This window comes from Mesorhizobium sp. B2-3-5, assembly GCF_006442395.1.
Classification (GTDB): domain Bacteria; phylum Pseudomonadota; class Alphaproteobacteria; order Rhizobiales; family Rhizobiaceae; genus Mesorhizobium.
In genome coordinates, this window is sequence record NZ_VFVX01000002.1 from 219,855 (window position 1) to 235,471 (window position 15,617).

Annotated in this window: 18 protein-coding genes; 4 read left to right on the plus strand and 14 right to left on the minus strand. The window is 61.3% G+C overall.

Annotated elements, in window-relative coordinates; translation table 11 throughout:
* Nucleotides 1-46: 46 nt before the first annotated feature.
* The 9 genes from FJ958_RS03875 to FJ958_RS03920 form a co-directional block, all read right to left on the minus strand.
* Nucleotides 47-862, minus strand: a complete 816-nt coding sequence (locus FJ958_RS03875; RefSeq protein ID WP_140739659.1) for a phosphatidate cytidylyltransferase — start codon at nucleotides 860-862, stop codon at nucleotides 47-49.
* Entirely contained in the window at nucleotides 859-1,593 is a 735-nt protein-coding gene (locus tag FJ958_RS03880; RefSeq protein ID WP_140739662.1) for an isoprenyl transferase, read from the minus strand. The genes FJ958_RS03875 and FJ958_RS03880 overlap by 4 nt, the downstream gene beginning before the upstream one ends.
* Nucleotides 1,594-1,625: 32 nt before the next feature.
* On the minus strand, nucleotides 1,626-2,180 hold the full coding sequence (gene frr, locus FJ958_RS03885) for a ribosome recycling factor (protein ID WP_140606987.1): 555 nt from the start codon (nucleotides 2,178-2,180) through the stop codon (nucleotides 1,626-1,628).
* Between the two features lie 109 nt (nucleotides 2,181-2,289).
* Nucleotides 2,290-3,012: a UMP kinase gene (gene pyrH, locus FJ958_RS03890; protein ID WP_140606988.1), complete on the minus strand. Its 723-nt coding sequence runs from the start codon at nucleotides 3,010-3,012 to the stop codon at nucleotides 2,290-2,292.
* 444 nt (nucleotides 3,013-3,456) lie between these two features.
* Entirely contained in the window at nucleotides 3,457-4,377 is a 921-nt protein-coding gene (tsf, locus tag FJ958_RS03900) for a translation elongation factor Ts (protein WP_140739668.1), read from the minus strand.
* Nucleotides 4,378-4,487: 110 nt separating this feature from the next.
* Complete coding sequence (rpsB, locus tag FJ958_RS03905; RefSeq protein WP_140606991.1) at nucleotides 4,488-5,270, minus strand: 30S ribosomal protein S2; 783 nt, start codon at nucleotides 5,268-5,270, stop codon at nucleotides 4,488-4,490.
* Nucleotides 5,271-5,448: 178 nt separating this feature from the next.
* Nucleotides 5,449-6,060 carry a LysE family translocator gene (locus FJ958_RS03910; protein WP_140739671.1) on the minus strand — a complete coding sequence of 204 codons (612 nt, stop codon included), beginning with the start codon at nucleotides 6,058-6,060 and terminating at the stop codon, nucleotides 5,449-5,451.
* A complete protein-coding gene (locus FJ958_RS03915) occupies nucleotides 6,057-6,335 on the minus strand; it encodes a DUF4031 domain-containing protein (RefSeq protein WP_140739673.1) in 279 nt (92 codons plus the stop codon). Before FJ958_RS03915 ends, FJ958_RS03910 begins: the two co-directional genes overlap by 4 nt.
* Nucleotides 6,336-6,366: 31 nt before the next feature.
* Nucleotides 6,367-7,197, minus strand: a complete 831-nt coding sequence (locus FJ958_RS03920; protein WP_140739676.1) for a cell envelope integrity EipB family protein — start codon at nucleotides 7,195-7,197, stop codon at nucleotides 6,367-6,369.
* Nucleotides 7,198-7,335: 138 nt separating this feature from the next.
* Here FJ958_RS03920 and FJ958_RS03925 point away from each other — a divergent pair, with 138 nt between their 5' ends.
* The 4 genes from FJ958_RS03925 to FJ958_RS03940 all read left to right on the plus strand — a co-directional run bounded on the left by FJ958_RS03925 (nucleotide 7,336) and on the right by FJ958_RS03940 (nucleotide 10,483).
* A complete protein-coding gene (locus tag FJ958_RS03925) occupies nucleotides 7,336-7,800 on the plus strand; it encodes a RidA family protein (protein WP_140739679.1) in 465 nt (154 codons plus the stop codon).
* 13 nt (nucleotides 7,801-7,813) lie between these two features.
* Complete coding sequence (locus FJ958_RS03930) at nucleotides 7,814-8,542, plus strand: glycerophosphodiester phosphodiesterase (protein ID WP_140739682.1); 729 nt, start codon at nucleotides 7,814-7,816, stop codon at nucleotides 8,540-8,542.
* Nucleotides 8,543-8,597: 55 nt separating this feature from the next.
* On the plus strand, nucleotides 8,598-9,812 hold the full coding sequence (locus tag FJ958_RS03935; RefSeq protein ID WP_140739685.1) for a GNAT family N-acetyltransferase: 1,215 nt from the start codon (nucleotides 8,598-8,600) through the stop codon (nucleotides 9,810-9,812).
* A 236-nt stretch (nucleotides 9,813-10,048) separates the two neighbouring features.
* Nucleotides 10,049-10,483 carry an HIT family protein gene (locus tag FJ958_RS03940; RefSeq protein ID WP_140739688.1) on the plus strand — a complete coding sequence of 145 codons (435 nt, stop codon included), beginning with the start codon at nucleotides 10,049-10,051 and terminating at the stop codon, nucleotides 10,481-10,483.
* Nucleotides 10,484-10,486: 3 nt separating this feature from the next.
* Here FJ958_RS03940 and FJ958_RS03945 read toward each other — a convergent pair whose 3' ends face one another.
* The 5 genes from FJ958_RS03945 to FJ958_RS03965 form a co-directional block, all read right to left on the minus strand.
* A complete protein-coding gene (locus FJ958_RS03945; RefSeq protein WP_140739690.1) occupies nucleotides 10,487-11,428 on the minus strand; it encodes a phosphatase PAP2 family protein in 942 nt (313 codons plus the stop codon).
* A 126-nt stretch (nucleotides 11,429-11,554) separates the two neighbouring features.
* Entirely contained in the window at nucleotides 11,555-11,866 is a 312-nt protein-coding gene (locus tag FJ958_RS03950) for a hypothetical protein (protein WP_140739693.1), read from the minus strand.
* A 42-nt stretch (nucleotides 11,867-11,908) separates the two neighbouring features.
* Nucleotides 11,909-14,377: an ATP-dependent Clp protease ATP-binding subunit ClpA gene (clpA, locus tag FJ958_RS03955; RefSeq protein WP_140739696.1), complete on the minus strand. Its 2,469-nt coding sequence runs from the start codon at nucleotides 14,375-14,377 to the stop codon at nucleotides 11,909-11,911.
* Between the two features lie 6 nt (nucleotides 14,378-14,383).
* On the minus strand, nucleotides 14,384-14,713 hold the full coding sequence (gene clpS, locus FJ958_RS03960) for an ATP-dependent Clp protease adapter ClpS (protein WP_010909565.1): 330 nt from the start codon (nucleotides 14,711-14,713) through the stop codon (nucleotides 14,384-14,386).
* A gap of 277 nt (nucleotides 14,714-14,990) precedes the next feature.
* Entirely contained in the window at nucleotides 14,991-15,320 is a 330-nt protein-coding gene (locus FJ958_RS03965; RefSeq protein WP_095774324.1) for a phasin family protein, read from the minus strand.
* Between the last annotated feature and the right edge of the window lie 297 nt (nucleotides 15,321-15,617).

The window sequence follows — 15,617 nt, forward strand, 5'->3', positions numbered from 1 at the left end:
CAGGCGAATCCAAGGCGTATCCGCACCAGATCGTGAAACGACAAGGTCAAATGGGAAACAGCCCCTGCGCCGGATGTTCGGCGCCCGCCGCCATCCAGCCGATGACGTATAGGGCGAAAGCCGCCGCGACAAGCCCGTCGACGCGGTCCATGACGCCGCCATGGCCCGGAATGAGCACGCCCGAATCCTTGCGGCCGTGACGCCGTTTGACCCAGGATTCGAATAGGTCGCCGGCCTGGGCGACAATCGAAAGCACGAGCGCCACCAAGCCGAGCAAGGCCAGATTGCCGGCACCGGCCATGGCGGCCAGAATGAGCCCAGCGACAACACCGCCAACCGCGCCGCCAAGCGCGCCGCTGCGCGTCTTGCCGGGTGATATCGACGGGGCCAATTTCGGACCGCCGACGGCGCGCCCAACGAAATAGGCAAAAATGTCGGTCGCCCAGACGACCGCGAAGAGGAACAGGATGGCGACAAGACCCGAATGATCGCCATCGCGCAGCAAGGCAAGCGACAGGCCGGACACGCTGGCATAGGCAAGGCCGCTCGCCTCCCACTGCCCGGTCTCGCGCACCAGGGCGGCAATCGCTGTCACCGCAATCAGAAACACGACGAGGGGCAGCAGCCAGAATGCGGGAAGGCCGGCAATCAAGGCGCCGATGAACACGACGGCCAGCGTCTCGGGCAGGAAACCGAGCCGCTTGGCCGCGGCAGGCCGCGACATGCGCGTCCACTCGTAAAAGATCATTGCCGACATGACGGCGCACAGCAGCCGGAAAGGCAGGCCACCCAGCCAGGTCAGGCCAAGGGCAACGATGGCAAGCACGACCGCTGAAATGACGCGGAGCTGAAGATTGCTCATCCCGCGGCCGGTCGCGAAGCGACGTCTTGCGGGTCCAGTCCGCCGAAACGGCGCTCGCGGCCGGCAAATTCGCGCAGGGCTTCCGCCAGATGCTCGCGGCTGAAGTCCGGCCAGTAGCACGGCAGGAAGACGAGCTCGCTGTAAGCGGCCTGCCATAGGAGGAAGTTGGACAGGCGAAGCTCGCCGCTGGTGCGGATGACCAGTTCGGGATCGGGGATGCCCTGCGTGTCGAGAGAGGCGGCAAAGCTTTCGGCGGTGATCGCCTCGCTGTCCAACTCACCCCGCCCGACGGCTTCGGCGAGCTTGCGCGCCGTGCGCACGATCTCATCGCGACCGCCATAGTTGAAGGCGATGACCAGCGTCAGCGACGTGTTCCGGATTGTCAGCGATTCGGCCTCTTCGAGCAGGCCTCTGATGTCCGGCTGCAGCCCTGCCCTGTCGCCGATGATCCTGACCCGCACCCCGCTCTGGTGCAGTTCGGCCAGATCCCGGCGGATGAACAGCTTCAACAACCCCATCAGGTCACTGACTTCGGACTTGGGCCGCGACCAGTTTTCCGACGAGAAGGCATAGACGGTCAGGAATGAGATGCCGAGAGCCGGTGCCGCGCGCACCGTCTTGCGCAGCGCCTCGACACCAGCGCGATGACCCGCGAGCCTCGGCATGCCGCGCGCCTTGGCCCAGCGTCCATTTCCATCCATGATGATCGCGACATGCGCGGGCGTTGTCATGATCTCGCTTTCGGGTCAGCCGAAGCCCAACCCTAAACCTGCATGATTTCAGCTTCCTTGTCGGAAAGCAGATGATCGATGGTGCTGATCGTTTCGTCGGTAAGCTTCTGGACCTGATCCGAACGCTTGCGATGATCGTCCTCGCTGATCGCGCCGTCCTTCTCGGCCTTCTTCAGGAAGTCCATGCCGTCACGGCGCACATGGCGCGCAGCGACGCGGGCGTTCTCGGCATAGCCATGCGAGATCTTGACCAGCTCCTTGCGGCGCTGTTCGTTGAGCTCCGGCAGCGGAATCCTGAGATTGGTGCCATCGACGATCGGGTTGAAGCCCAGATTGGATTCACGGATGGCGCGGTCGACCGCGCCGACCATCGATTTGTCCCAGATGGACACCGAGATCATACGTGGTTCCGGCACGGTGACGTTGGCCACCTGATTGATCGGCATGGTGGTGCCGTAGGCCTGTACCTGGATGGCATCGAGCAGATTGCTGGAGGCGCGACCGGTCCGCAGCGAAGCCAGATCATGTTTGAACGCGGCGATCGCCCCATCCATGCGCCTCTTGAGGTCGTCGTACTCACCACTCATCTTAGTCTCCTTGACCCGTCTGCCGCGGGTTCACTGCTTCGGGGCAATGCCCCCGTGTGCGGCCTGATTCTCGAAAAGCCGGTTTCCCTTTTTAGGGATCAGGCCCGGATCAATCATCCGCGACGACCGTGCAGCGGCCGCCGCCCCTCAGAATATCGCCGAAACCACCTTTTTCGTGGATCGAATAGACGATTATCGGAATGTTGTTTTCGCGCGCAAGTGCAATCGCAGCCGTATCCATGATGGAAAGGCCGCGCTTTATGACTTCGGCGTGACTGATGCGCTCGAAACGCGTCGCATTCGGGTCCTTTTTCGGGTCAGCCGAATAGACACCATCGACCTGCGTGCCCTTGAACAGTGCATCGGCACCGATTTCGGCGGCGCGAAGTGCCGCGGCCGAATCAGTGGTGAAGAACGGATTGCCGGTGCCACCGGCGAAGATCACCACCTTGCCCTGATTCATGTAGGCGGTCGCCTGGCGCTGCGAAAAGCTCTCGCACAGCTCGGGCATGGCGATCGCGGACAGCACGACGGCGTCGACACCGATCTTGTTCAGCGACGTGCGCAGCGCCAGCGAGTTGATGACCGTGGCGAGCATGCCCATGTGATCGCCGGTGACGCGGTCTCCGCCCTTGGAGGCGACGGCCACACCGCGAAAGATATTGCCGCCGCCGATGACGACACCGACCTCGATGCCCAGCGCGCGGGCCTCCGCGATGTCGGCGGCGATGCGATCCACGACCGAAACGTCGATGCCGAAATGCTGCTCGCCCATCAACGCTTCACCCGAGGCTTTCAGCAAGACACGTCGGTAGAGGGGCTTCACCGTCATCTGGTTCCTCGAAAATCTCGGCGCGGCAGGTTCTGGAGGCGAAAGGCCCCTGCTTCACCCGGCGGTTCTGTCATGGCGGGTTGACCGGATACACGAAGGGCGCAGCGATGTCACGCCGCGCCCCTGTGCAAAATTTCAGGCTTTCTGGATCAGGTGCTGCTGAGGCTGGCGGCCCGGCCCTCGACCACCACCGGCGGCGAATGGCAGAGAGGCTTGTCGCGGTCACGACGCCTCCTGCGACCCTGACCTGGACTGTGAACCGAAGCAGAAAAGGACATGGCCACGGTCCGGCTGACGCCACCCTTTCACGCCGTGATCGTCTGTCTCCCCGCCCATATCGCGCGCCGAAACTGAGGACCTTGACCGACACCGCACAAGAAATCGGCCTGACATCCCTGCGGACGTCAGGCCGAAAAACGCTTTCGGAATAAGGCGGTAAGCGACTTACTTCTTGACCGCCGCCGCGACTTCCGCCGCGAAATCCGTCTCTTCCTTTTCGATGCCTTCGCCGAGCGCGAAGCGCAAATAGGCCGTGATCTTGGCCGGGGCGCCGATTTCCTTCTCGGCATCCTTCAGCGCCTTCTCGACGGTGATGTCGGGATTGAGCACGAAGGCCTGCTTCAGGAGCACGACTTCCTCATAGAACTTACGAAGGCGGCCTTCGACCATCTTCTCGATGATCGCTTCCGGCTTGCCCGACTGGCGCGCCTGGTCGGAGAAGATCGCCTTTTCGCGTTCCACCGCGGCCGGATCGATCTGCTCTGCCGTCAGCGCCATCGGGTTGGTGGCAGCGACATGCATGGCGACCTGACGGCCAAAGGCGTTGGCGGCGTGCTCATTGCCGGTGGTCTCGATCGCGACCAGCACGCCGAGCTTGCCGAGGCCGTCGGCAACCGCGTTGTGCACATAGGTCGCCACCGCGCCATGCGGCACGGTGAGCTTGGCCGAGCGGCGGAAGCCCATGTTCTCACCGATGGTGCCGACCGCGTCCTTGATCGTGTCGGCGACCGACTTGTCCGAACCCGGATATTGGGCGGCCGCAACCGCCTCGGTCGTGCCATAGGCAAGCGCCACCTTGGCAACGTTGGCGACGATTTCCTGGAAGGCGGCATTGCGGGCAACGAAGTCGGTCTCGGAATTGACCTCGACGACCGCAGCCTCGCGCACGCCATTGTCGACGCCGATCAGGCCTTCGGCAGCGGTACGGCCGGCCTTCTTGTCGGCCTTGGAGATACCCTTCTTGCGCAGCCAGTCGACGGCCTCTTCCATGTTGCCGTTGGTCTCGTTCAACGCCGCCTTGCAGTCCATCATGCCCGCGCCGGTCAAGTCGCGGAGTTCTTTGACCTGTGCAGCCGAAATGCTCATTGTCGCCTCTTTGTTTTTAAATGCACCGACGCACCATCGGCATTCGATGGTGCGTCTGTTTAGCGTGCCAAAATATGAGAAAGATGAAGGCCGCAACCGGCCTTCGCTTATCAAGCCTTGGGGGCTTCCGACGCCGGAGCCGGATCGAGCGCCGGTTCGACCGGGGCTTCAACCGAAGCGCCGATATCGACGCCGAGCGCGCCCTGCTGACGGGCGATGCCGTCGATCGCAGCCTTGGCGATCAGGTCGCAATAGAGCTGGATGGCGCGGGCCGCGTCGTCGTTGCCGGGAATCGGGAAGTCGATCTTGTCCGGGTCGCAATTCGAATCGATGATCGCGACGACCGGAATGCCGAGGCGCTTGGCCTCCAGGATGGCGATCGCTTCCTTGTTGGTGTCGATCACGAACATCAGGTCGGGCGTCGAGCCCATGTCCTTGATGCCGCCCAGCGCCTTGTCGAGCTTCTCGCGCTCACGATCGAGGTTCAGGCGTTCCTTCTTGGTGAGGCCCTGGGCCTCGCCGGCCAGCATCTCGTCGAGCTTGCGCAGGCGCTGGATCGAGTTCGAGATCGTCTTCCAGTTGGTCAGCATGCCGCCGAGCCAACGCGAATTGACATAGTACTGGGCCGAACGCTGCGCCGCATCGGCGACGATGTCGGACGCCTGGCGCTTGGTGCCGACGAACAGAACGCGACCGCCCTTGGCGACGGTGTCCGAAACCTGCTTAAGCGCCTGGTGCAGCAAGGGCACCGTCTGCGACAGGTCGATGATGTGGATGTTGTTGCGGGCGCCATAGATGTAGGGCGCCATCTTCGGGTTCCAGCGGTGGGTCTGGTGGCCGAAGTGAATGCCAGCTTCCAAAAGCTGGCGCATGCTGAAATCAGGCAGTGCCATTCTCATTTTCCTTTCCGGTTAGCCTCCACGGACACAGGCATTTTTGGACTCCAGTCCTCGAACGCCACCGGAGGTTTCAGCCGGATTTCTCCCGGGCAGACACCAAAGTCCGTGTGTGGAATGAGCGGGCATATAGAGGGGAAGAGCGACAAACGCAAGCGTTGTGGCGCGTCAGCGCTCAGCGTGCGGCAATCAGTGCTCCGGTACCGATCATGGCGCTGCCGGCGAACCTGTTCATCAGCCGCATGCGCCTGGGCGTCGTGAACCAGCCCGATGCTCGGCCCGCCAGGGCGGCATAGACCCCCATGGTAACGACATTGACGCTGATGACGACGGCCACCACGAGTAGGCCATCGAAAAAGGTCATCGTATCAAGGTTGAGGATCAGCGGCATGATCGAGGCGTGAAAGAGGATCGCCTTTGGATTGCCGAGCGCAATGGACGCGCCGAGCAGGAACGATCGCGACAACCTTGCTTCGGTCGCCTGCGGTTTATCCGGCTGCGCGGCTGCGGCACGCCACATCCGGATCCCGAGATAGATCAGATAGGCGGCGCCTGCATATTTCAGCAGGAGAAAGACCCATTCGAACGTCTGGGCCAGCGCCACCAGCCCGAGCAGTGCGAGGGTGACCAGCACGGCATCGCCGGCGGCGACGCCAACGCCGGCCATGAAGGCGCGACGGAAACCGCGCGACACGCCATTGGTGATGACCGCGAACATCGCCGGACCTGGCGTCGCGGCGGCCAGCGTAATCGCGGCGCAATAAGCCAGGAATGCCGTTGGTGTCATGACTGGGCCTTTCCGTTGGGCACACGCACGCGCCGGAAGATTGCGACGATCTGCTCGCGGCTGCATTCGACGGCGCCGAGCCGCACCGCGCGGTCGCGCTCGAAGCCGGTTATGTCATAATGCGGCGCCGACGTCTTGGGCGGGCCCTGGTAGGACGAGCGCTTGATGCCGAGCTCGGTGGCAAAGCGATGCAACTCGTCGGTATCATCAGCCAGGAGATGGCACCAGAGATGACCGGCCCACTTCCAGATCGCTGCATCGACATAGACCGCCATCAAGCCCGCCGCGGCCAGCTCAATTGCCCTGCTACTTCGACACCGGGCAAGGCTTTGTCTGGTCGAACAGCGACAGGTTGACCAGCTTGCCGGTCATCGAGAAGTCGCCATAGTCCATGACGAGATCGCGGGTGATGCCGTTTTCGTGCAGCTTGAAGCTGATCCGGTATTCCGGCACCTCTTCGCCGTTCTGGGCGCTGTCGTCGAAATAGGCGATGTCGACCGGCCAATATTTGTCGGTGGCGAGCTTGGCCAGCGCCGGCGCCTCGGGATCGGTCTTGTCGGCGTCGCTCTTCTTGCCGACGACGACGGTGGTCGTCATCACCTTGTTGGCGTCTTCCGAACCGTCGAACAGGTTTGTCTGGTAAAAGTTTTCGCCCTTCTCGGCCTTGCCGATCAGTTCCACCAGATGCTGGGTGGGAAACTGGGTAGCGGCTAGCTCCAGGCTATTCTTCTCGGGCTTGTCGATATCGACCTTCAGCCCCTTGGCGTTCTTGGTGGCGATACCCTTGACCTCCTTGTCGAGATTCTGGTCGACAAAGGATTTGGTCACGAACGAAAAGGTCTTGCCTTCGGCATCCTCGAATGTCGTCGTCTGCTGGTCGGTCAGTCTGGTATTTTCGTTGGTGACGATCTGGGTGACGAAACGGAATTTCACCGTATAGCCTTCGCAAGCCGAACCGTTGAATTCATAGACCATGCGGCCGGATATGCCTGTAATGCCGGAGCGGTCGGAGGCCTTGTTGAGGGTAAGGTCATACACGGCGCGGTGCGCCTGCAACGCCGGGACGGCAAAGGCGGGGCCTATCGAGAAGACCGCCGCCAAAAAAACGGCGTTGAATGCGAGGCGCGTTGCGCGCATGAGGTACTCCGATCGTCGCGGCTGGTGGCAGGCCGCAGGGAAAGATGGTCCAGCTTAAAAAAAGTCGTGGCGGAAGCGAGGCAAAAATAGCAATTTCGGCCCGGCTAGCGCGGCGCCTTCCAGCAATAGGGAAAAGCAATGAGTGAAACAATCGAAAAGCGGCTAAGCGATCTCGGCGTGACGCTTCCTGTCGCCGCCGCGCCCGCGGCCAACTATGTGCCCTATTGCAGGACCGGCAACCTGCTGTTCACCGCCGGACAGTTGCCGCTCAAGGACGGCAAGCTGCAGGCGAGCGGCCTGCTCGGCCGCGACGTCGGCACCGCCGCCGGAAAGGACGCGGCAAAATATTGCGCGATCAACATTCTGGCCCAGGCCAAGGCCGCCCTCGGTGATCTCGAGAATATCCGCAGGCTGGTGAAGATCACGGTCTTCGTCGCCTCCGCCACCGACTTTGTCGAGCAGCATCTGGTTGCCAACGGCGCCTCCGATTTCCTGGTCGCCGCCCTTGGCGAGCGCGGCAAGCACGCCCGCTCCGCCGTCGGCACCGCCTCCCTGCCGCTTAACGCCGCGGTGGAAATCGAAGCAATCTTCGAAGTCGAGTGAGCGAAGGCCCGACATGACCGAGCTCTCCTGGCTGATCGCCCGGCCCGTTGCCCATCGCGGCTTTCACGACATGAACAAGACGCGCTGGGAAAACACGCTTTCCGCCTTCGCTGCCGCGGCCGAACGTGGCTACGCCATCGAATGCGACGTGCATCTGTCGTCGGACGGCGTTCCCGTCATCATCCATGACGACGACCTGAAAAGGCTGACCGGACAGGATGGCTTCGTCTGGCAACGCAGCGCGGCTGAACTGACCGCGCTCAAGGTTGGTGGCACGGCCGATCACGTGCCGACGCTGCAGGAAGCGCTCGACCTCGTCGATGGTCGCGTGCCCATGGTCGTCGAACTGAAAGGGATTCCCGGTCGTGACGAAGGCCTGGTGGCGCGCGTCGGCAAGATGCTCAAGCGCTACAAGGGCAAGGCGGCGATCATGTCGTTCGATCATTGGCTGATCCGCGATTTCCCAAAGCACGCGCCTGGCATTCCCGCTGGATTGACGGCCTACGGCAAGGACCTCAAACTGATCGAAGCGCATTTCGCCATGCTGGCGTATGAGCTCTCCTTCACGTCGTATGCCGCCGGCGACCTGCCGAACCCGTTTGTCAGTTTCGTGCGTGAAAAACTCAAAATGCCAGTTATCACCTGGACGGTGCATGATCAGCCCGCGGTCGATCTGACCTTTAAATATGCGGATCAGATGACATTCGAAGGGTTCGAACCCGACCTCGTCGAGATCGCCTGAACAAGGTGACCCAAACGTGACTTGTAGCGGCCCGGATGGAGCTTAAATAAGCCGCATGGATCAGGGCGATGACGGCGACGGGCAAACGGCGAATGCGGAGTTTTCAATCCGCATCGCCGCTGGTATCGGGGCCTTCACTTGCGATGAATGGGATGGCTTTGCCGGCACCTCGCGCAACAATGCAGAGAGCGGCTATAATCCACTCGTTTCATTTGCCTTTTTGAGCGCGCTTGAGGATTCCGGCTGCGCTGTCAGGCGCACCGGCTGGCAAGGACATCACCTGCGGCTCGAAAATGCACAAGGCAGGCTGCTGGGCGCGGTCCCCTGCTATCTCAAATCGCACAGCCAGGGCGAATATGTGTTCGACCACGGCTGGTCGGATGCCTTCGAGCGGGCTGGCGGCCGCTATTACCCGAAACTGCAATGCGCCGTGCCATTCACGCCCGTCACCGGCCCTCGCCTGCTGGTCAGCAAGGGCGAGGATCAGGATGCGGTGAAGGCTGGTCTTGCGGCCGGTCTTAAAATGGTGACCGACAAGCTGGGCGTGTCCTCGGCGCATGTCACCTTCGCGCAGGAAAGCGACGTCGCGACGCTCGAGGCCGCAGGCTTCCTGCATCGCACCGACCAGCAGTTCCACTTCTTCAACGAAGGCTTTTCGACGTATGACGACTTCCTCGCCACGCTTGCCTCGCGCAAGCGCAAGGCAATGAAGAAGGAACGGCGCGAGGCGCTTGCCGACGGTATCTCGATCGACTGGCTGACCGGCAAGGATCTGACCGAAAAGGCCTGGGACGACTTCTTTGCCTTCTACATGGACACCGGCAGCCGCAAATGGGGCCGCCCCTATCTGAACCGCCAGTTCTTTTCGCTGATCGGCGAACGCATGGCGAACGACATCCTGCTGGTGATGGCCAGGCGCAACGGGCGCTACATTGCCGGAGCCATCAATTTCATCGGCTCCGACGCGCTCTATGGCCGCAACTGGGGCTGCATCGAGGATCACCCCTTTCTGCATTTCGAGGTCTGCTATCATCAGGCCATCGACTTCGCCATCGAGCGCAAGTTGAAGGTGGTCGAGGCGGGCGCCCAGGGGGAGCACAAGCTGGCACGCGGCTACCGGCCGGTGACCATGCATTCGGCCCACTACATTTCGCACCCTGGCCTGCGCAACGCGGTCGCCGACTATCTCAGGCGCGAACGGCGCGAGGTGGAGCGGATGGGCGAATATCTGGAAGAGCATACCCCATTCCGCAAGGATATCGAGGAATAGCAGGCTCTCCGGCATGTCATGCCCCGGCCATGGGTGCGTAAGCCCCCTGGGGGACACATGCAGGGTTTGGCGTCTGCGTCGCGCTTTATTTCGATAGATCATCGCAGCGCAAAGGCGCTTCCATCACGCGCTTGTCGAATCTGGGATGGTCGATCGCCTGATCGCCCGTCATTGTCTTGCCGCTGCGGAAGAGCTTCGCTACACGGGACGGCGAGGCACAATCTGGAGCATTCACCATGGCCGAAACCGCCTATGACACCGGCAACATCTTCGCAAAGATCCTGCGTGGAGAAATTCCCTCGCACCGCGTTTACGAAGACGATGCGGTCATGGTCTTCATGGATGTGATGCCGCAAGGACCGGGGCATACGCTGGTGGTGCCAAAGGCACCGTCGCGCAACATCCTCGACGCCGACCCGGCGACCTTCGGCCCGTTGTTTGCCGTCGTGCAGAAAGTGGCGGTGGCCGTGAAAAAGGCCTTCAACGCCGACGGCGTCACCCTCATGCAGTTCAACGAGCCGGCCTCCGGACAAACCGTCTACCACCTGCATGTCCATGTGGTTCCGCGCTTCGAGGGCGTGCCGCTCAAACCGCATTCCGGACAGATGGAAAAGCCGGAAGTACTGGCCGAGAACGCCGAAAAGATACGAGCGGCAATGACCGCGCAGTGATGCTCAGCCCTCGGCCGACACAGCTTCACGTTTGGCCGTGGACAATGACCGGCGCTGCTGTACTTCGAATGCCAACAGACCCAGTCGCCAGCAAGCTATCGTAATCAGCACGCCGCCGAACACGTCCATCAAATTGTGGCCGCCATGGATGAGAATCGCCGGCAGCAGCGCAGTGTTGACGAGGATCAGCGCGAAACGCGCGAATGCGTACGGCCAAACTGCGATGAGAGACATCAGCGCCATGACCGTGTGGAACGAAGGGAACCCTATGAGCCCTGTCACCTGTAAGGTCGAAATATCCTTGGTACCCTCAGCGAGCAGGCGATTCAGTTCCACGCCATAGGCGGAATTTACCACAGGTCGAACAACGCGATCAATTTCAGGCTCCAAGATCCAGTAAGCGGAAGCCCCGCTGGACGGAAACAGTGCCCAGCAAAAGATGGTGGCCAGCGCTGCAAACACCATCGCCAGCATGGCTGCATGCAGTTGCCGCCGATCTTTGGCCATACCCAGAAAGACAAAGACAAACAGGATCTGAGCCAGCGTCAGGCTATAGATCTGCCTGAGAGCATCCGAAAGGACTGGGTATTGGGCAATCCAGACACAGGCATCCGGCCACGAGTAACCGAACAAAGAGTCGATCCACACCAGACTAGCGTCGATCGGCGCCGAATACCGCGGCAAGAGCAGAAGGTTGAAGAGCGAGGCAACCACTGAAAAGAGGATGAACAGCGCCAGAACATGGGCAGTGAGAGCGATCCGCTCGGCTTTGCGAACGCGGCGATAGAATTGGCCAAGCATGAACATGACAATCGCAAAGCCAATGGAAAAACTGTAGCCGTCGAGTGCAACGGTGACGTCCTTGTCCCAGGCAAGGAACAAGCAAACAGCGACGAGCGCCACAACCACGGCCAGTATTGTGCGTTCTGCAGGCAGCAAGACCATCCCTGGAACGTGACCAATCAGCGTTAATTCGGAGTGAAAAATGGTTAGGCAATGGTCGAGGTGGCCTATGGATCTGCGGAGAACGAACCAAAAAGCCTCTGAATGCCGTCGAATGCGTGCTATTCATTAGAAATTGCTTACAGATCGCATCTCCGCGCACTGCACAGAGTTCAGGAACGACGTGTCGACTTCCAGCTCGTAAACTCCAGGCCGAGACACCGCCTCCTCCCATAGACACACCGGCAAATGCACGGGGATCCTCTCAGAGTAGCGGATACATAACTCCGCCCGCCTCGCTGGTCGCCCCGCTCCATGATGACAGCGAACGCCAACGAACAGCACCGGCAGGCCGACGAGCCGGCGCGCGCAATCGATCAGGCCGTTGAGGATCGCGCGCCGTTGAGGATATGGCCCGGCATAGCCACCCATTGTTGACATGAAAAAAGCCCCGTTTCCGGGGCTTTTCCGAGTAAGTTCCGATCAGCCCTTGCGGGGCAGTTGCGGTACAAGGCTGCGCTTGCCGCCATCCTTGCCCTTGGGCTCCGGCTTCTGCGCCACAACCTTCCTTGCGGCAGGCTTCTTGGCCGCCGCCTTGCGCGGCTTCGGCGCGTCTTCCGGCTCTTCCTTCTTCGGCTTCACCGGCGCCTCGTCGGCCAGCGATTCGAGCTTCAGGCCGGTCTCGCCGGTTTCCTTCTTCTCGACGGTGACGCGCACCGTGCCGCCCTTCTTCAGCTTGCCGAACAGCACCTCGTCGGCCAGCGGCTTCTTGATGTGCTCCTGGATCACGCGGCCGAGCGGCCGCGCGCCCATGCGCTCGTCATAGCCCTTGTCGGCGAGCCAAGCGATCGCATCCGGCGACAGGTCGAAGGTGACGCCACGCTCGGAGAGCTGGGCTTCGAGCTGCATGACGAACTTCTGCACCACCTGGTGGATGACCGGCACCGGCAGCGAGCCGAACGGGATGATCGCATCGAGGCGGTTGCGGAACTCCGGCGTGAACAGCCGGTTGATCGCCTCGACATCGTCGCCTTCGCGCTTGGTCGAACCGAAACCGATCGCCGCGCGCTGCGCATCCGACGCACCCGCATTGGTAGTCATGATCAGGATCACGTTGCGGAAGTCGATCTGCTTGCCGTTATGGTCGGTCAGCTTGCCGTGGTCCATGACCTGCAACAGGATGTTGAACAGGTCCGGATGCGCCTTCTCGACCTCGTCGAGCAGCAGCACGCAGTGCGGATGCTGGTCGACGCCGTCGGTCAAGAGGCCGCCCTGGTCGAAACCGACATAGCCGGGAGGCGCGCCGATCAGCCGCGAAACGGTGTGGCGCTCCATGTATTCCGACATGTCGAAGCGGATCAGCTCGACGCCGAGCGAAGCAGCCAACTGCTTGGCGACTTCCGTCTTGCCCACGCCGGTCGGGCCTGAGAACAGGTAGGAGCCAATCGGCTTTTCGGGTTCGCGCAGGCCGGCCCGCGCCAGCTTGATCGCCGAGGTCAGCGCCGTGATCGCCGTGTCCTGGCCGTAGACGACGCGCTTCAGCTCGATATCGAGGCCCTGCAGCACCTTCTCGTCGTCGGCCGAAACCGTCTTCGGCGGGATGCGCGCCATGGTGGCGATGGTGGCTTCGATCTCCTTGATGCCGATGGTCTTCTTGCGCTTGGCTTCCGGCACGAGCATCTGCGAGGCGCCGGTCTCGTCGATCACGTCGATCGCCTTGTCCGGCAGCTTGCGGTCATTGATGTAGCGCGCCGACAGTTCCACCGAGGCCTTGATGGCTTCGCTGGTGTAGCGGACCTTGTGGAATTCCTCGAAATAGGGCTTGAGGCCCTTCATGATCTCGATGGCGTCCTCGACGGTTGGTTCGTTGACGTCGATCTTCTGGAAGCGCCGCACCAAAGCGCGGTCCTTCTCGAAGAACTGGCGGAACTCCTTGTAGGTGGTCGAACCGATGCAGCGGATCGCACCCGACGACAGGGCCGGCTTCAACAGGTTCGAAGCGTCCATGGCGCCGCCCGACGTCGCGCCCGCACCGATCACGGTGTGGATCTCGTCGATGAACAGCACCGCGCCCGGATAATCCTCGAGTTCCTTGACGACCTGCTTCAGCCGTTCCTCGAAATCGCCGCGATAGCGCGTGCCGGCCAGGAGCGTGCCCATGTCGAGCGCGAAGATGGTGGCGTTGTGCAGCACTTCGGGGACGTCGCCCTCGACGATGCGCTTGGCCAGCCCCTCGGCGATCGCCGTCTTGCCGACGCCGGGATCGCCGACATAGAGCGGGTTGTTCTTCGAGCGGCGGCACAGCACCTGGATGGTGCGGTTGATCTCCGACTCGCGCCCGATCAGCGGATCGATCTTGCCGGCCTTGGCCTTGTTGTTGAGATTGACGCAATAAGCCGTCAGCGCGTCCTGCTGCTGCTTCTTCTTGCCGCCTTCCTCCTGCGGCTCGGCGCCATTCTGGCCGCCCTGCTCGTCATCGGCGCCACGCGGCGAGCGCGTCTCCGATGCGCCCGGACGCTTGGCGATGCCATGCGAGATATAGTTGACCGCATCGTAGCGGGTCATCTGCTGTTCCTGCAGGAAATAGGCGGCATGGCTCTCGCGCTCGGCGAAGATGGCGACGAGCACGTTGGCGCCCGACACTTCCTCGCGGCCCGACGACTGCACATGGATCACAGCGCGCTGGATGACGCGCTGGAAGCCGGCCGTCGGCTTGGAATCCTCGTCGTAACCGGTGACGAGGTTGTCGAGCTCGGTGTCGATATAGGTGAGAACAGTGTGCTTCAGCTCGTCGAGATCGACGTTGCAGGCGCGCATGACGGCGGCGGCCTCGGTATCGTCGATGAGCGCGAGCAGCAGATGTTCAAGGGTTGCATATTCATGGTGCCGCTCATTGGCGAGCGTCAGCGCCTGGTGAAGCGCCTTTTCCAGGCCTTGGGAGAAAGCCGGCATGTTACCTCACTTCTTCTCCATCACGCATTGCAGCGGATGCTGATTCTGTCGGGCGAAATCCATGACCTGAGACACTTTGGTCTCGGCCACCTCGAATGTATAGACCCCGCACTCGCCCACTCCATGATTGTGAACATGAAGCATGATGCGTGTGGCGGCTTCGCGGTCCTTCTGAAAAAAACGCTCCAGCACGTGAACCACGAACTCCATCGGAGTGTAGTCGTCGTTGAGGATGAGGACCCGGTAAAGGCTGGGCTTCTTGGTCTTGGTTTTGGTGCGCGTGATGACGGCCGTCCCGCGGCCGGCCTCATTGCCGTCACCGCCGCCGTTTTGCATCCGCGCCACTTGTTTCGTGGCAGTCAAACCGATCGTCACGTAATCCTGCCTCTTCGAATCCTCATGCGAGTTCAACATGTAGGTGTTCGATGGACGATTTTAAGCCCTTCTGGTTAGCTGACAATATGGCTAGGTGACCAAACTTGGCGGATTTTCGCAATCGTGAAGCGGCGCGCCCCTCCGAACTGGAAATTGACATGAAAAAACCCGGCCGCGCTTCCGCGACCGGGTTCTGTCCTGGCCCAAAGGGGCCAGCTTTGGAATTGTCAGGCGAAGATTACTTCGCCTTGGCAACGATCGATTCGAACGGCTTGTAGGCCTCCTTGGCGAGTTCGGCATAGAGGTCGCCAATCTTGGTGGCCTCGGCAACGAATGCCTCGTAGGACTGCTTGGCGTAGTCGGACTGGATCTCGATCGCCTTGTCCAGCGACTTGGCCGAGAACAGCTTCTCGAAGGCGGCGCTGCCGGCTTCGAAGCTCTTCTTGGTGTATTCACCGGCCTCGGTGGCGATCGCCTGAGCGCCCTTCGAGAGCGAAGCGAAGCTCTTCAATCCGGTATCCGCGAACTCTTTGCCGTATTTGCTGAAATCTTCGTAGGTCTGGGTCATTTCGTGATTCCCTTGACGGTTGCCTGTTCATAGGACGCGCCCTGTCCGGGCGGCGTTTTGTGCAATGCACGTAACATATTGTGCGCTGCACAAAAAGTCAACATTTCGCCCGCGTGGAGGCACTGCCCGAATGCCAATGGCTAAGATTTGAATAAAGAGAGCTTCAAGCCGAAAGAAAATGGTGAACGCGGCGGTTACCATAAACGGATTGGTAACGCTGCCCCGGTAGCTTGGCCCGAAGTGAGGCAGGATCCCTTTGCCGCCTCCAGCGCAACGAGAAATTCAAAGGAACTACCA

Coding starts and splice junctions, on each gene's coding strand:
- FJ958_RS03875 (WP_140739659.1), bottom strand. CDS start 862: ATGAGCAATCTTCAGCTCCGCGTCATTTCAGCGGTCGTGCTTGCCATC.
- FJ958_RS03965 (WP_095774324.1), bottom strand. CDS start 15,320: ATGACCCAGACCTACGAAGATTTCAGCAAATACGGCAAAGAGTTCGCG.
- frr (WP_140606987.1), bottom strand. CDS start 2,180: ATGAGTGGTGAGTACGACGACCTCAAGAGGCGCATGGATGGGGCGATC.
- FJ958_RS03950 (WP_140739693.1), bottom strand. CDS start 11,866: ATGTCAACAATGGGTGGCTATGCCGGGCCATATCCTCAACGGCGCGCG.
- tsf (WP_140739668.1), bottom strand. CDS start 4,377: ATGAGCATTTCGGCTGCACAGGTCAAAGAACTCCGCGACTTGACCGGC.
- FJ958_RS03910 (WP_140739671.1), bottom strand. CDS start 6,060: ATGACACCAACGGCATTCCTGGCTTATTGCGCCGCGATTACGCTGGCC.
- FJ958_RS03920 (WP_140739676.1), bottom strand. CDS start 7,197: ATGCGCGCAACGCGCCTCGCATTCAACGCCGTTTTTTTGGCGGCGGTC.
- clpA (WP_140739696.1), bottom strand. CDS start 14,377: ATGCCGGCTTTCTCCCAAGGCCTGGAAAAGGCGCTTCACCAGGCGCTG.
- clpS (WP_010909565.1), bottom strand. CDS start 14,713: ATGCAAAACGGCGGCGGTGACGGCAATGAGGCCGGCCGCGGGACGGCC.
- FJ958_RS03930 (WP_140739682.1), top strand. CDS start 7,814: ATGACCGAGCTCTCCTGGCTGATCGCCCGGCCCGTTGCCCATCGCGGC.
- rpsB (WP_140606991.1), bottom strand. CDS start 5,270: ATGGCACTGCCTGATTTCAGCATGCGCCAGCTTTTGGAAGCTGGCATT.
- FJ958_RS03935 (WP_140739685.1), top strand. CDS start 8,598: ATGGATCAGGGCGATGACGGCGACGGGCAAACGGCGAATGCGGAGTTT.
- FJ958_RS03945 (WP_140739690.1), bottom strand. CDS start 11,428: ATGGTCTTGCTGCCTGCAGAACGCACAATACTGGCCGTGGTTGTGGCG.
- FJ958_RS03940 (WP_140739688.1), top strand. CDS start 10,049: ATGGCCGAAACCGCCTATGACACCGGCAACATCTTCGCAAAGATCCTG.
- FJ958_RS03925 (WP_140739679.1), top strand. CDS start 7,336: ATGAGTGAAACAATCGAAAAGCGGCTAAGCGATCTCGGCGTGACGCTT.
- FJ958_RS03915 (WP_140739673.1), bottom strand. CDS start 6,335: ATGGCGGTCTATGTCGATGCAGCGATCTGGAAGTGGGCCGGTCATCTC.
- pyrH (WP_140606988.1), bottom strand. CDS start 3,012: ATGACGGTGAAGCCCCTCTACCGACGTGTCTTGCTGAAAGCCTCGGGT.
- FJ958_RS03880 (WP_140739662.1), bottom strand. CDS start 1,593: ATGACAACGCCCGCGCATGTCGCGATCATCATGGATGGAAATGGACGC.